Below are 12,096 nucleotides of genomic sequence, written 5' to 3'. Positions count from 1 at the left end.
AACGCACACTCCCACGGGAATATCGATTTCGGGACATTTGCGCGGGTCTCGCGCCTTCCCCTTCAATGTTAACGGCAGGATAAGCACAGGCTTTATCCAAGCGTCGTGAGAATCTCTTAACTCAGAAGATCAAACAAAGTGTTTCGATTGACCTTGGCGAACGCCATCTGCGCCGCCTGAAGGCTAAGCGTCTTCGCATTGAGGCTCATCACCGTCGATGCGACATCGGTATCCTCGAGCTTGCTGCGCTCCTCCGACAGCTGGATCGACGCACTTTCCATCGATTCCGCCGCGCTATCGAGCTGGGCCGCACGCACGCCCTGCGCCGCATATTGATTGGTGACATGGCCGATCGCCTTGTCGATGTCGCTGATCGCCGTATTCGCGGCGGCGCGACGCGCCGTCACGTCGTCGGTCGCGATCGCGTCTATCGCCGAGCCGATGACCCAGTCGAGCGTATCGGATCCATGCGCATAGGAAATGCCCTCGAACACCGTCGATCGCTGCGCGGTGGCCGGCAGCCGCTGAGTCGCCGAAGTCGACACCAGCAACGGCGCGTCGGTCGGGAACAGCGACTGCCCCGTCGGGGTGGTCGAGGTCGAAAGGTTGGTCAACGCGGTTCGGAGCGAGGCGAGTTCCTGCACCATTGCGGCGCGGTCGTTGCTGGATACCGATTCCGATGCGCCGGCCAGGGTCAGCTCCTTCACCCGGTTGAAGATGTCCGACACCCCCGACAGCGCGGTATCTACCTCGGCGGCGATCGACTTGGCGCTCTGGATATTGCGGGCCCATACCGTCTGATCGGCCTGCGCGTTGCGGATCACCGAAACCCTTGCCGAGGCGATCGGATCGTCGGAGGCGACCTGAATGCGCTTGCCGGTCGATATTTCCGTCTGCGCACGCGCGATTTCGGCGCCAAGCTTGGCTTGCCGGTTGATTTCCGCCAACGCGCGGTATCGGGTAGCCGTGATCACCGCTCAAAACCCCTCAATTGAAGAGACCCAAAATTTCCTGGAGCGTCTCGCGCGCGATCTGGATGATCCTCGCCGAACCGTTATAGGCTTGCTGGAAACGCAGCAGCTGCGCCGCCTCGACATCGAGATCGACGCCGGTGACCTCATCGAGTTGCAACAGGGCGCCGTCACGCTGAGTCGACGTCGCAGTCTGCTCCGCCTTCGCCGCCGCCACGCTCTGCGCATGGTTCGACACGAGCAGCGCCCAGCCCGCTTCGGGCCCGTTCGAATTGCGATAATCCTTGAGCGCCAGCGCGTTGCCATTGGCCGCGCCACCGCTGGTGGCCGCGGCGATCTTGGAAAGATCGGTGGTAGCGACCGACAGCGTGGCTGCGGTCGTGCCGCTGATCAGCGCCGCCCCTGCGGCGCCGGTGCGATCGACGCCCGCCTGATTCCAGGTGTTTATGACATTGGCGAAGTTGGCTGCGATCGCATCGAGCGATTGGCGGCGCGACGCGATCGAGTTCGACACATCGACGAGTCCGGAGAGCGCGCCCGACTGCGGCGCCATGTTGACCGCGGTTCCATAGCCCGACGCCGTCAGCGACAACCGCCCGTCACTTGCCTCGATCATGCCGACATAGCTGGGGCTGGTCTTGGTTGCGTCGACCAAGTGGACCGATGCGTCGCCCTGCATCGTCACATCGGCACGGCCGTCGTCCTGCAATTTGACATCGATGCCGACCGCGCCCGAAATACTCTTCAGCAAAGCGTCGCGCTGGTCCATCAGCAGCGCCTTGCCCGCCGAGCCCGTTTCCGCGCGGCGCAGCCCAGAATTGATCTGCACAAGCGTCTGAAGATCGGCGTTGAGCTTGTCGATCGTGTTCTGCGCCGCCGTCGAGACGCCATCGGCCGCGCTCTTCAGCTTGCTCGCCGTGGCGTTGAACTGAAAGGCTGCGTCGGTAAGCGAGGTCAGCATCTGCTGGCGGTTGGTATCGCTCGATACGTCGGCGCTAAGCGCTTCGGCGGAGGTGAAGACGGTGCTCATCTTCACGCCGAGGCCGACGTCTGAATCATTAAGCGCCGCTTCGGCGGTCTCGAGCCAGCTCGCCCGGGCGTTCGCGCGCTCGGCTTCCGAATTGGCGAAGCGGGCATAGGATGAACGGTAATTGTCGAAGACGCGCTGAACGCTGCCGACCTCGACACCGCCGAACACAGCCGACGAGCGGTACATATAGTTGGTGGAGGTCGCGACCGCCGATTCACCGAGCGACACCGTGCGACGGGTATAGCCTTCGGTCTCGGCGTTCGAGACATTCTCACCGACTGTGGACAGCGCGGCCCGGTAGGCGATGACGCCCGATCGGCCGATACTGAGCAGATCGGCCATCAGCTTGCACTATCGGTGTTGGCCGCGGCGTCGGCGGCAGACGGCGCATCGGCCACAGGCGCGGACTTGCCGACCCGCGCCTGGAATTGCTTGACCAGGAGATCGGCAATGCCCAGCGAATCCTTGCTGGCCATCTCGTCGGCGAAGTTGGAATCCTGCATTTCGCGGAACTGATCGGTCGCATCGCTGCCGAACAGATCGTCCTCGGCAAGCTTCGAGTCGCGCATCGACTTGAGCATCTGGCGCGTGAAGATCGCCTCGAATTGCTTCGCGGCGGCCTTGAGCTGATCGAGCTCGGCAGCCTTCGGATCGGCGAGCGCGCCCGCCTTGATGGAAACGCCGTTGATCATAGCACCACGAGCTCCGCCTTCATCGCGCCAGCCTGCTTGAGCGCTTCGAGGATCGCCACCAGATCGGCGGGCGAAGCGCCGATCGCGTTGACCGCCTTGACGATCTCGGCGAGCGAGGCGCCCGGCTGGAACTCGAACATCGGCCGGGCTTCCTGGTCGACCTTGATCGCGCTCGACTGCTGAACCGCGGTCTCGCCTTTCGAAAAGGCGTTGGGCTGGATGATCTGCGGCTTCTCGTCGACCTGCACGGTCATCTTGCCATGTGTGACAGCGACGGGAGCGATGCGAACCGCGCCATTGATGACGACGGTGCCGGTGCGGGCGTTGACCACGACCCGCGCTGCGGCGTCGGCGGTCTCGACCTGAATATTTTCGATCTGGCTCATCATCGTCGTGCGATATTCCGCGCCGGCGGCTGCCTCGACGGTAATCGTGGTCGCATCGATCGAGCGGGCGACATTGGCGCCCAGCTTCGCGTTGATCGCGGCGGCGACGCGCTGCGAGGTGGTGAGGTCGGCTTCAGCCAGGTCGAAGCGAAGCTGCGGCGTGCTGGCAAAGCCGGAATCGACGCTGCGCTCGACGGTAGCCCCGCCCGGAATGCGTCCGGCGGTGGGCACGTTGATGGTGAGCTTGGAACCGTCGGCGGCATCGATGCCGAGACCGCCGACCGCGAGGTTGCCCTGCGCCATCGCATAGATCTGGCCGTCCGCCCCGAGCAACGGCGCCATGATCAGCGTGCCGCCACGCAGCGACTTGGCCTTGCCCAGCGCCGAGATGGTGACGTCGAGGCGCTGGCCAGGCTTGGCGAAGGCGGGAAGTTCGGCGGTCAGCATCACGGCGGCCGCATTCTTCAGCGCGGGATTGACCCCGGCCGGAAGCTGGAGGCCGAAGCGCGAGGCGACGCCTTTCATGCCCAGCGTGGAATAGTCGAGGCTGTCGTCACCGGTGCCGGCGAGACCGACGACGATGCCATAGCCGGTGAGCTGGTTGGCGCGCAGACCCTGGAAGGTTCCGATGTCCTTGATCCGCTCGGCATGGCTGACGCCAGACAGCGAGAGGCCGCCGAGACAGAACAGGAAAGTGATCAACGCGCGATACATGAACGGCACATCCTCGAAAAACTTAAATTAGAATGGGCTCAACATGCTGAAGAAACGGTTAAGCCAACCCTGGCGCGAGCCCCGTGCGATCTCGCCCTTACCCGAATAGGTAATGCGGGCGTCGGCAACGCGGGTGGATGCAACGCGGTTGTCGGGGCCGATATCCGCTGCGCGGATGATCCCGGTAATCGCGATATTCTCGTCGCCGCGGTTGAGCGTCAGCATTTTTTCGCCGCGCACCAGCATGGTCCCGTTGGGATAGATCCGCGCGATCGTCACGCTGATCTCGCCGTTGAGCTGGTTCGACTGGGCAGCCGCACCCTTGCCTCCGAAGGTGCTGCCGCCACTCGCCCCGATGTCGGCCGGGTTGAAGAAGGAGGCCGGACCGGTGGTCGGCGGGGTCAGGCTGATCTCGCCGGAGCGATCGGTCGACGCGCTGTTCGACTTGGTCGCCTGGGTGCGCTCGACCAGCGAAATGGTGACGATATCGCCCACCATTGCGGCCCGCGCACCGTTGGTCAGCGCCGAATAGCCGTTCGATGCCTGAAAAATTGCGCCGTTGGCGACGGGCGCCATCGGCTGCGCCGAATAGGTCGGTGCATATTCCGGATCGCGATCGCGCTTTCTGGCGTCGACCGGCTGAAACGCGGTGCCGAGCATCAGCACCGCGATGACGCCGTTGAGGGCATAGGCCATCACGTCGAGATTAGATGTTCTGGTTGACATATTGCAGCATCTGGTCGGTGGAGGAGATCATCTTGCTGTTCACTTCATAGGCGCGCTGCGTCTCGATCATGTCGACGAGTTCCTCGACGATGTTGACGTTCGAGCCTTCGAGCGATGCCTGACGGATATTGCCGCGGCCATCGACGCCGGCGGCGCCGACCTGGGCCTGGCCCGATGCGCCGCTTTCGGTGAGGAGATTGTTGCCCTCGGCCTGGAGGCCCGCCGGATTGACGAAGCGCGCCAGTTCGATCTTGCCGACCTCGCTCGCCTCGGTCTGGCCCGCGACCGTCACGCTGACGGTGCCGTCGGCGCCGATCGTGATATTCTGCGCGCCTTCGGGGATCTGGATCTGCGGCTGCAGCTGATAGCCGTCGCTGTTTACGATCGTGCCGTCGGACGACAGGTTGAAATTGCCGTCGCGGGTATAGCCGGTCCGCCCGTCGGGCATCTGGATCTGGAAATAGCCCGGACCTTCGATCGCCATATCGAGCGCGTTGCCGGTCGCCTGGAGGCCGCCCTGCGTGTCGATCTTGGCGGTGCCGTTGATCTGAACGCCGGTCCCCAGATTGGTGCCGGTGGCGAACTTGGTCGACTCGGACGAGGCCGCGCCCGGCGCGGTCATCGCCTGATAGGCGAGCGTCTCGAAACTTGCGCGGTCGCGCTTGAAGCCGGTGGTGTTCACGTTCGCCAGATTGTTGGCGATCACCTGCATGCGCATATTCTGCGCATCGAGGCCCGTACGGGCGACATGCAATGCTGCGTTGCTCATCGAAAGCTACTCCGTTCTAAATCTGTTAGGGCTCAGGTGAGGCTCATCAATTCGGTCGACGCCTTGTCGATGTCCTGAGCCGCACTCATCATCTTCACCTGCATGTCCCAGTCCCGGCTCGCTTCGATCATGTCGATCAGCGTGGCCGAAGCATTGACGTTCGAACCCTCCAGCGCGCCCTGACGGACGGTAGCGTCGGGGTCCGCCGCCAGCGCGCCGCCGTTGCGGGCGCGGAACAGGCCATCGAGGCCCTTGGCGATGTCGGTGCCGTTGACGGCGACCAGCTTAAGCCGGTCGACCTGCTGCATCTGCGTCGGATCCCCGCCCTGCGGCACGATCGAAATCGTGCCGTCGGAAGCGATCGTCAGCTTGTCATAGGCCGGCAGGGTGATCGGGCCGCCGTCACCGAGGACGGGCATGCCGTCGCCGGTGGTGAGCAGCCCGCTGTCGCTGACCTGAAGGTCGCCCCGGCGGGTGTAGGCTTCGTCGCCCTCGCGGCTCTGCACCGCGAGCAGCTTGTCCTTGCCCTGGAGCGCGACGTCGAGGGTGCGGCCGGTTTCGGCGACCGTGCCTTCCGACATATCGGCCGAAACCACTTCGCCCGAATTGGTCGCGCGGCTGTCGAAGCCGTCGCCCTTCAGCCACAGGGCCGAGCTCGAGCTCATTTCGGAGCGGAAACCGGCCGTGTTGATGTTGGCAAGGTTGTTGGCGGTCGTCGTCTGACGCGCCATCGCTGCCCGCATCGCCGAAAGCGAACTGTAGATCAGCTTATCCATGGCCGGTTTCCCTCAGCGTCTCAGGCTTATGTGCGCAGGTTGACGATCGTGGTGGTCATCGTGTTGGCCGCCTCGATCGCCTTGGCATTGGCCGAGAAGTTGCGCTGCGCCTGAATCAGCGCGACCAGTTCCTCGGTGATGTCGACATTGGCCTGCTCGAGCGCACCCGACTGGATCGTGCCCGCGCCGTTGGTGGCGGCTTCGCTGATCATCGGCTCGCCCGAGTTACCGGTCGCGCTCCACTTGCTGTCACCCAGCTGGCGCAGGCCTTCCGGGTTCGAGAAGTTGGCGACGATGATCTTGCCCAACGCCTGAGTGTCGCCGTTCGAGAAGGTCGCGGTGATCAGGCCGTCGGTGCCGACCGAGATGTTGTCAAGCTGGCCCGCGGCGAAGCCATCCTGATCGAAGCTGGTCATCGTGAACGGAACCGTGCCCATCTTGGTCGCGCCGGCATAGGTCAGGTCGAACGCCAGCGGGGCCGAAGCGCCCGATGGATTGATCGAGGCGGTCGTGACGGTCCCGGTCGGCGCGGTCAGAACGCCCGCCGCGTCGAAGGTCAGCGAGAGCGGGGCCGGCTGGGTCGCCGCTGCGCCGTCATAGCTCAGCTCCTGATCGCCGATGAAGGTGTGCGCGGTCCAGGTCGTCGTCGTTGTCGTGCCCGACGGAATATTATCGCGGACATAGTATGTGGTCATCGGATAGGCCGTTCCGGCGCTGTCGTAGACCGTGGTCGTGGTCGACTGATTGTAGCTGTTGGGATCGTCACGATCGAAAGCATAGGGGCTGGTCGTGCTGTAAACCGACCGTGCCGAGGGAACGTCGGCTGCTGACGGGAAGGTGACGGCGAGGTCGATTTCCTCGGTCGCCTTCGACGTGCCCGACGACAGCGGCAGCTGTACCGCGCGCGCCGCGTTGACGCCGGTGCTGGTGACGGTGCCGGTGGAGTCGGTGGGAAGCACCTGCAGATAAGCGCCCGAGCTGTCGGTCAGGTAGCGCGCCTTGTCGACGGTGAACGATCCGTTGCGAGTATAGGCGATCTGGGCGTTCGAACCCGATGCGCGGGTCACGAAGAAGCCTTGGCCCGAGATGGCGAGATCGAGCGAGCGCTCCGAGCTGGCCAGTCCGCCCTGGGTAAACTGCTGGTTGATGCCGCGAAGCCGCGTGCCCTGGCCGGCGATACCGGCGGCCTGGGTCGGTGAGGATGACACCAGATCGGAAAACTCGGTGCTGCTCCGCTTGAACGCGGTGGTGCCGACATTCGCGATATTGTTCGAGATGACCCCGAGGGACGTCTGCGAGGCCTTGAGGCCGGAAAGCGAGGTGTAAAAGGACATGGCGTTAAGCTCCGTTACCGAAAATCAGGAAAGCTGGATGGCGTCGGCCGGGTCGATATTCCCCAGCGCGGTGACGAGTTTGGTGGCGCCGCTGGCAGGCGACTGGACGCCCTGAACGGTGGTCCAGCTCGCGGTCGAGCTGTCCATCGTCTTGGCCTCGTTGTTCTTCGCGTAGACCGAGATGGTCAGCGGGCCGGCGACGGCGTTGCCCTCCTGGTCCTTGCCGTCCCAGTAGAAGGGCAGGTCGCCCTTCGCGACGTCGTTCGCGCGGCCAGTGTAAACGACCTTGCCGGTCGAATCGACGAGGCTGACGCTGACGCTCGAGGCGTTTTCGGGCAACGTGACGGTGCCGGCGAAGGAACCATCGGACAGCGCGCTTGCGGTCTTCGATTCGACCAGCGCGGCCTTGCCGATCCAGCTGGCGGCGTCGCCGACGCGGCTGGAGGCCAGGCTCTGCGTGATCGCCTTGAGCGACTGGTTCATCTCGGCGATGCCGGTGGTCGACGAGAATTGCGCCATCTGGGCGACCATCTGTGTGTTGTCGACGGGATCGAAAGGATCCTGGGTCTGCATCTGCGTGGTCAGAAGCTTCAGGAAAGCGGTCTGATCGAGCGCATTGTTCGACTTTGTCGTCGTCGTGCTGCTGCCCTTCGGGTTGCCGGTAAGGCTGTCCAGGTAGCTAGTGCCGGTGTTGATCGTCATTTGCCGAGCCTCAGTGTGTCGAGAGTGAGCGTCTTTGCGGTCTGCATGACCTGAACGTTGTTCTGGTACTGGCGGGAGGTCTCCATCATCTCCACCAGCTCCTGCGCCTGATCGACGCCCGCTTCCCAGACATTGCCGTCCTTGTCGGCCTTGGGATGGTTGGGGTCGTAGCGCTTGGTGGGTTCGATGTTGGAAGCAACCACCTGATCGACCTTCACGGTCGCGACGCCGGGGCTGTCGGTGACCGAGGAGAAGACTGGCTTGATCGCGCGAAACGCTTCGGCCTTGCTGCCCGCGACCGATCCCGCATTGGCGAGGTTCGAGGCCGAGGTGTTGAGCCGGACCATCTGGGCGGACATCGCGCGGCCGGCGATATCGAAGACGGAGAGATTGTTGGCCATGCCTTATTCTCCTCTCAGCGCCGTCATGATCGTGCCGATCCGGCCTTCCAGGAAGGAAAGCGTGGCCCGGTACTGGATCGCGTTCTCGGCGAACTGATTCTGTTCGGTGGACAGTTCGACGGTGTTGCCGTCGAGCGAGGTTTCCAGCGGAATGCGGTAGCCGACATTGCTCTGCGCGGCCTGGTCGACGCTCATCCCGCCATTGGCGGTCGCGTCGGACAGCGCCTTCTGGAAATCGATATCGCGCGCCTTGTAGTTAGGCGTGGCGGCGTTCGCGATGTTGGAGGCGAGCATCGCCAGCCGCTGCGAACGGATCGCCAGCGCCTTGCCATGTACCCCGAAAAGCGGATCAGCCATTTTTTCGCTTCTTCCTCTAAAAGTCTGTCAGCCGCCGCCGTTAATCATGTTCGAACAGGCTCGACGGCTGCCTTGGCCACATCCCAAGCAACTGCCGTGCCAAATGTGGTTAACAGGGTCGAAACCCCTCAAATTTCCTGCATTTGGCGCGTGAGCGGCAAAGTGTTGCCGGCTGCGGCAAGGTTTTGCCGGTCGATTCTGCCGGGTCCGTTAGCCAAGTTCGGCAACGGGTTCTTGACCAGTGAAGGGCAATGGGAAACAATGTTCCTGCTTGAACAGATTGCCCGCTTCATCGACCCGGCCGCGATCGCGATCGTGCTCGGCGGAACACTGATCACCACCATCTTCCGCGCGCCATGGGCGCATATCGGCCGCGCCTTCGCCGCGCTCGGCCTGCTTGGCAAGGCCGACCCGACCGCCGATGCCGCCGCCGCCCGCATTTCCGTCAGCCGCATTCGCGAACTCGCCGAGGTCCGCAGCATCAACTGCGTCGATCGGGTCGAGACCGCGCAGCGCTTCCTGATGCGCGCCGCACGCGAACTGTCCGAAGCACGCAGCTCACGGGACTTCGCCCGCTGGGCCATCGACGAGATCGAGGGCCGCCGCCTGCGCCATCAGGCCGCGATCGGCGTATGGCGCGCTATCGCCGAAGCCGGTCCGTCGATGGGCATGATCGGTACGATCATCGGCCTCGTTCAGATGTTCGCCCAGATGGACGATCCGTCGACGATCGGCCCGGCGATGGCGGTGGCCATGCTGACCACCCTCTATGGCATCATATTGTCCGCGGGGATTGCCGCGCCCGTCGCCGGCCGGCTGGAGAGCCTGTCCGAGACCGAACTCGCCTGGCAGATGAGCGCGTGCAAGCAGCTCGAACTGCTTGCCCGTGACGAGCTCGACGCGGCGCCGCAAGGCCGTCCTGCCCGCCCGGCCTTCCGGACTGCGGCATGAGGAGGGAGATTTCGCAGCGCTGGGTGCTGAGTTTCGCCGATCTCGCGCTGCTGCTGCTAGCCTTCTTCGTGATGATGCAGGCGCAGGTGGGCGACCGGATCAAGCTGGTCGCCGGGATGCGCGATGCGTTCGGCGGCTCGGGCGAAGGCGATGGCGATGGCAGTAGCAGCACGATCCACGGCCTTGTCGCCGCGAACGCCTTCGAGGCGGACGAGGCGATCCTCAAGTCCGGCGAAGCGGCACGCCTCAAGGCGATTGGCGCAGCAGCGGCGAAGGCGAAGCAGCGCGTGATCGTCGCCAGCCAGGGCCGCGATGGCCATACCGCCCGGCTCGACAGCTGGGAATTGTCCGCCGCCCGCACCACCGCGGTCGCAAGGGCCATCCGGATGGGCGGCGTTCCCGACGCGATGATCGAGATCACCATTCCGCCAATGCGCGCGAGCGAACCCGCCAGGGGCCAGCGCATTTCGGTGCAACCGTTTCCGGGGGCCGGCTCGCGCTAGCCCCTATGTATATAGCGTCACTCCGGCGGTGGCCGGAGTCTCAGGAGGCATCTGTCCCGCTGGCCGTCGATGCCGCCGGGGCTCCGCCCTCCCCCGGAGTGACGCTCCCATCATCTCGAAATAAGTAACCGGCGCGTTAACCATTTGTTTCCAGGTCTGGGGATATGCCCCGCCAATGACCCGGAGTTCCGACATGATCCGCATCGCCTTTATGACTCTCGCGCCCGTACTCGCACTGTCGGCGACGCCCCTGCTCGCGCAGCGGGCGCTGCCCCCCGCGCAAGATCTTGACCAGCTCGAACAGATCGTTGTGACGACGCTCGGCGCCGATATCGGCCAGCCGGGCGGCCCGATGGCGCCGATCGACCGGCGCATGCGGCTCGCCGCCTGCCCGATCGGCATCCAGGTCGATCCGCCGACGCTGGGCGCCGTGACCGTCCGCTGCACCACCGCGGGCTGGCGCCTGCGCGTGCCGCTGGCTAGGGTCGACATGGTGTCCGCCAATCGCGCGCAGCCAAATGGCGGCCGCCCAGCGCCGATGGCGAGGGCCGACATCCGCAAGGGCGATCCGGTCCAGTTGATCGCGCAAGGCCAGTCCTATTCGATCAGTGTCGATGCGATGGCGATGGAAGACGCCAATATTGGCGGCCGCATCCGCGTTTCGGCAGCGTCGAAGCCGGGCACATTGTTCGCCGAGGTGATCGATATGGGCCGTGTGCGCCTGATCGGATTTAAATAATTTAAAGGAATTCGAAACCTGTCGTTAACATCGGCATGGTGGGAAACATATTGGCCGAAGGGCCGGAAGTGAAAGGACCAATCATGATCAATGGGGTAGGTTCGACCAGCCCGACCCGCATCGGTCAGGTCAAGGACGGCAAGGTCGGGGCTGCGGCCCCGGTCGACGTCGTTCAGACGACGGGCAGCGACACGTCGATGACGCCGTCGCTCGTCGCGGCGCTGGCGCAAGCCGGCCCGCCGATCAACAGTGAAAAGATCGAGGCCATCCGCAGGGCCATTGCGTCCGGCCAGTATCCGATCGACGCCAAGGCGATCGCCGCCAAGATGATCGCGCTCGACCTGCCCAGGGCGAACGCGTGACCGAGGCCGCCGTCGATGGACTGATCGCATCGAGCGAGGCGTTGATCGCCGCGCTCGATGCCCATGATATCGAGGCGATCGAAGCCGCGCTTCCCCTGTTCGGGCAGAGCGTGGCGGCACTGAAATCCCCCGGCGTCTTCAACAAGACGCCGGGGCTTTCGGCGCGCCTGGCAGAGGCGATGAAACTCGCCGACTCCGCCCGCGCCCGCATCCGCTATCTCGCGGATCGCACCCAGCAACGGATCGACATGCTCGCCACCGCGGCGGGACGGTTCGACTGCACACCGGCGACCTACGCGAATACGCGTTAACGCTTAAACTGCCTGGACATTCGAGCAAGGGCGTCCACCGCGTTCGGCAATATCAGCGTTATCAGGCGCTCGCCATAACTATCCTCAACGATGGCGCCACTCCATGACCGAAGAACAGCGTATATTCTTTCTAATAAGGGCATTTAGGCCTATACGGCTCTTCACTTGTTATGCGCGATCCGTACTCGTTGGCTTGGATACCGACGATAACGAGTGCGGTCAGATGAACCAACGCGATTCGGCTATTGTTGCTCACCTCATCGCAGTACATCCGAGGCGTCTCACAGAATCTTGGCATCTGCCTGCCACGGTCATGCGCAAGCAGCCGTCTGATAAGCCAATCTGGTGGCGTCCTTATCATTCCGCCCGATA

At 64.0% G+C, this 12,096-nt stretch carries 16 protein-coding genes; 5 read left to right on the top strand and 11 right to left on the bottom strand.

The window, feature by feature from the left end:
• Window positions 1-116: 116 nt before the first annotated feature.
• Genes WP12_RS14715 through flgB form a run of 11 tightly spaced genes read right to left on the bottom strand, consistent with a single transcriptional unit; the run spans window position 117 to window position 8,858 of the window.
• Window positions 117-974, bottom strand: a complete 858-nt coding sequence (locus WP12_RS14715; RefSeq protein WP_046194435.1) for a flagellin — start codon at window positions 972-974, stop codon at window positions 117-119.
• A 13-nt stretch (window positions 975-987) separates the two neighbouring features.
• Entirely contained in the window at window positions 988-2,343 is a 1,356-nt protein-coding gene (flgK, locus tag WP12_RS14710; protein ID WP_046194434.1) for a flagellar hook-associated protein FlgK, read from the bottom strand.
• Window positions 2,343-2,693 (bottom strand): rod-binding protein, encoded by a 351-nt coding sequence (locus WP12_RS14705; protein ID WP_046194433.1) that lies wholly within the window; start codon window positions 2,691-2,693, stop codon window positions 2,343-2,345. The genes flgK and WP12_RS14705 overlap by 1 nt, the downstream gene beginning before the upstream one ends.
• On the bottom strand, window positions 2,690-3,793 hold the full coding sequence (locus WP12_RS14700; protein WP_046194432.1) for a flagellar basal body P-ring protein FlgI: 1,104 nt from the start codon (window positions 3,791-3,793) through the stop codon (window positions 2,690-2,692). Before WP12_RS14700 ends, WP12_RS14705 begins: the two co-directional genes overlap by 4 nt.
• 27 nt (window positions 3,794-3,820) lie before the next feature.
• Entirely contained in the window at window positions 3,821-4,519 is a 699-nt protein-coding gene (locus tag WP12_RS14695; RefSeq protein WP_046194431.1) for a flagellar basal body L-ring protein FlgH, read from the bottom strand.
• Window positions 4,500-5,288 carry a flagellar basal-body rod protein FlgG gene (flgG, locus tag WP12_RS14690; protein WP_046194430.1) on the bottom strand — a complete coding sequence of 263 codons (789 nt, stop codon included), beginning with the start codon at window positions 5,286-5,288 and terminating at the stop codon, window positions 4,500-4,502. Before flgG ends, WP12_RS14695 begins: the two co-directional genes overlap by 20 nt.
• 32 nt (window positions 5,289-5,320) lie before the next feature.
• A complete protein-coding gene (gene flgF / locus WP12_RS14685) occupies window positions 5,321-6,064 on the bottom strand; it encodes a flagellar basal-body rod protein FlgF (RefSeq protein ID WP_046194429.1) in 744 nt (247 codons plus the stop codon).
• A gap of 26 nt (window positions 6,065-6,090) precedes the next feature.
• Window positions 6,091-7,398 carry a flagellar hook protein FlgE gene (locus WP12_RS14680; RefSeq protein WP_046194428.1) on the bottom strand — a complete coding sequence of 436 codons (1,308 nt, stop codon included), beginning with the start codon at window positions 7,396-7,398 and terminating at the stop codon, window positions 6,091-6,093.
• Between the two features lie 24 nt (window positions 7,399-7,422).
• Window positions 7,423-8,100, bottom strand: coding sequence for a flagellar hook assembly protein FlgD (locus WP12_RS14675; protein WP_046194427.1), 678 nt, complete (start codon window positions 8,098-8,100; stop codon window positions 7,423-7,425).
• Window positions 8,097-8,501 (bottom strand): flagellar basal body rod protein FlgC, encoded by a 405-nt coding sequence (gene flgC, locus WP12_RS14670; RefSeq protein ID WP_046194426.1) that lies wholly within the window; start codon window positions 8,499-8,501, stop codon window positions 8,097-8,099. Before flgC ends, WP12_RS14675 begins: the two co-directional genes overlap by 4 nt.
• A 3-nt stretch (window positions 8,502-8,504) precedes the next feature.
• Window positions 8,505-8,858, bottom strand: coding sequence for a flagellar basal body rod protein FlgB (flgB, locus tag WP12_RS14665; protein WP_046194425.1), 354 nt, complete (start codon window positions 8,856-8,858; stop codon window positions 8,505-8,507).
• Window positions 8,859-9,119: 261 nt separating this feature from the next.
• Here flgB and WP12_RS14660 point away from each other — a divergent pair, with 261 nt between their 5' ends.
• The 5 genes from WP12_RS14660 (at window position 9,120) to WP12_RS14640 (ending at window position 11,724) form a co-directional block, all read left to right on the top strand.
• Complete coding sequence (locus WP12_RS14660; protein ID WP_046194424.1) at window positions 9,120-9,809, top strand: motility protein A; 690 nt, start codon at window positions 9,120-9,122, stop codon at window positions 9,807-9,809.
• Window positions 9,806-10,312, top strand: a complete 507-nt coding sequence (locus tag WP12_RS14655; RefSeq protein WP_046194423.1) for a flagellar motor protein MotB — start codon at window positions 9,806-9,808, stop codon at window positions 10,310-10,312. The genes WP12_RS14660 and WP12_RS14655 overlap by 4 nt, the downstream gene beginning before the upstream one ends.
• 175 nt (window positions 10,313-10,487) lie before the next feature.
• Entirely contained in the window at window positions 10,488-11,051 is a 564-nt protein-coding gene (locus WP12_RS14650; RefSeq protein ID WP_084691163.1) for a flagella basal body P-ring formation protein FlgA, read from the top strand.
• Between the two features lie 83 nt (window positions 11,052-11,134).
• Window positions 11,135-11,413, top strand: coding sequence for a flagellar biosynthesis anti-sigma factor FlgM (gene flgM / locus WP12_RS14645; RefSeq protein WP_046194421.1), 279 nt, complete (start codon window positions 11,135-11,137; stop codon window positions 11,411-11,413).
• Window positions 11,410-11,724 carry a hypothetical protein gene (locus WP12_RS14640; RefSeq protein WP_046194420.1) on the top strand — a complete coding sequence of 105 codons (315 nt, stop codon included), beginning with the start codon at window positions 11,410-11,412 and terminating at the stop codon, window positions 11,722-11,724. The genes flgM and WP12_RS14640 overlap by 4 nt, the downstream gene beginning before the upstream one ends.
• The last annotated feature ends 372 nt before the right edge of the window (window positions 11,725-12,096 follow it).

Source organism: Sphingomonas sp. SRS2 (genome assembly GCF_000971055.1).
GTDB lineage: Bacteria > Pseudomonadota > Alphaproteobacteria > Sphingomonadales > Sphingomonadaceae > Rhizorhabdus.
This window is presented reverse-complemented; position numbering and strand designations above follow the sequence as displayed.

Coding starts and splice junctions, on each gene's coding strand:
- WP12_RS14680 (WP_046194428.1), bottom strand. CDS start 7,398: ATGTCCTTTTACACCTCGCTTTCCGGCCTCAAGGCCTCGCAGACGTCC.
- flgC (WP_046194426.1), bottom strand. CDS start 8,501: ATGGCCAACAATCTCTCCGTCTTCGATATCGCCGGCCGCGCGATGTCC.
- WP12_RS14705 (WP_046194433.1), bottom strand. CDS start 2,693: ATGATCAACGGCGTTTCCATCAAGGCGGGCGCGCTCGCCGATCCGAAG.
- WP12_RS14675 (WP_046194427.1), bottom strand. CDS start 8,100: ATGACGATCAACACCGGCACTAGCTACCTGGACAGCCTTACCGGCAAC.
- WP12_RS14700 (WP_046194432.1), bottom strand. CDS start 3,793: ATGTATCGCGCGTTGATCACTTTCCTGTTCTGTCTCGGCGGCCTCTCG.
- flgG (WP_046194430.1), bottom strand. CDS start 5,288: ATGAGCAACGCAGCATTGCATGTCGCCCGTACGGGCCTCGATGCGCAG.
- flgK (WP_046194434.1), bottom strand. CDS start 2,343: ATGGCCGATCTGCTCAGTATCGGCCGATCGGGCGTCATCGCCTACCGG.
- WP12_RS14660 (WP_046194424.1), top strand. CDS start 9,120: ATGTTCCTGCTTGAACAGATTGCCCGCTTCATCGACCCGGCCGCGATC.
- WP12_RS14650 (WP_084691163.1), top strand. CDS start 10,488: ATGACCCGGAGTTCCGACATGATCCGCATCGCCTTTATGACTCTCGCG.
- WP12_RS14655 (WP_046194423.1), top strand. CDS start 9,806: ATGAGGAGGGAGATTTCGCAGCGCTGGGTGCTGAGTTTCGCCGATCTC.
- flgB (WP_046194425.1), bottom strand. CDS start 8,858: ATGGCTGATCCGCTTTTCGGGGTACATGGCAAGGCGCTGGCGATCCGT.
- flgM (WP_046194421.1), top strand. CDS start 11,135: ATGATCAATGGGGTAGGTTCGACCAGCCCGACCCGCATCGGTCAGGTC.
- WP12_RS14695 (WP_046194431.1), bottom strand. CDS start 4,519: ATGTCAACCAGAACATCTAATCTCGACGTGATGGCCTATGCCCTCAAC.
- flgF (WP_046194429.1), bottom strand. CDS start 6,064: ATGGATAAGCTGATCTACAGTTCGCTTTCGGCGATGCGGGCAGCGATG.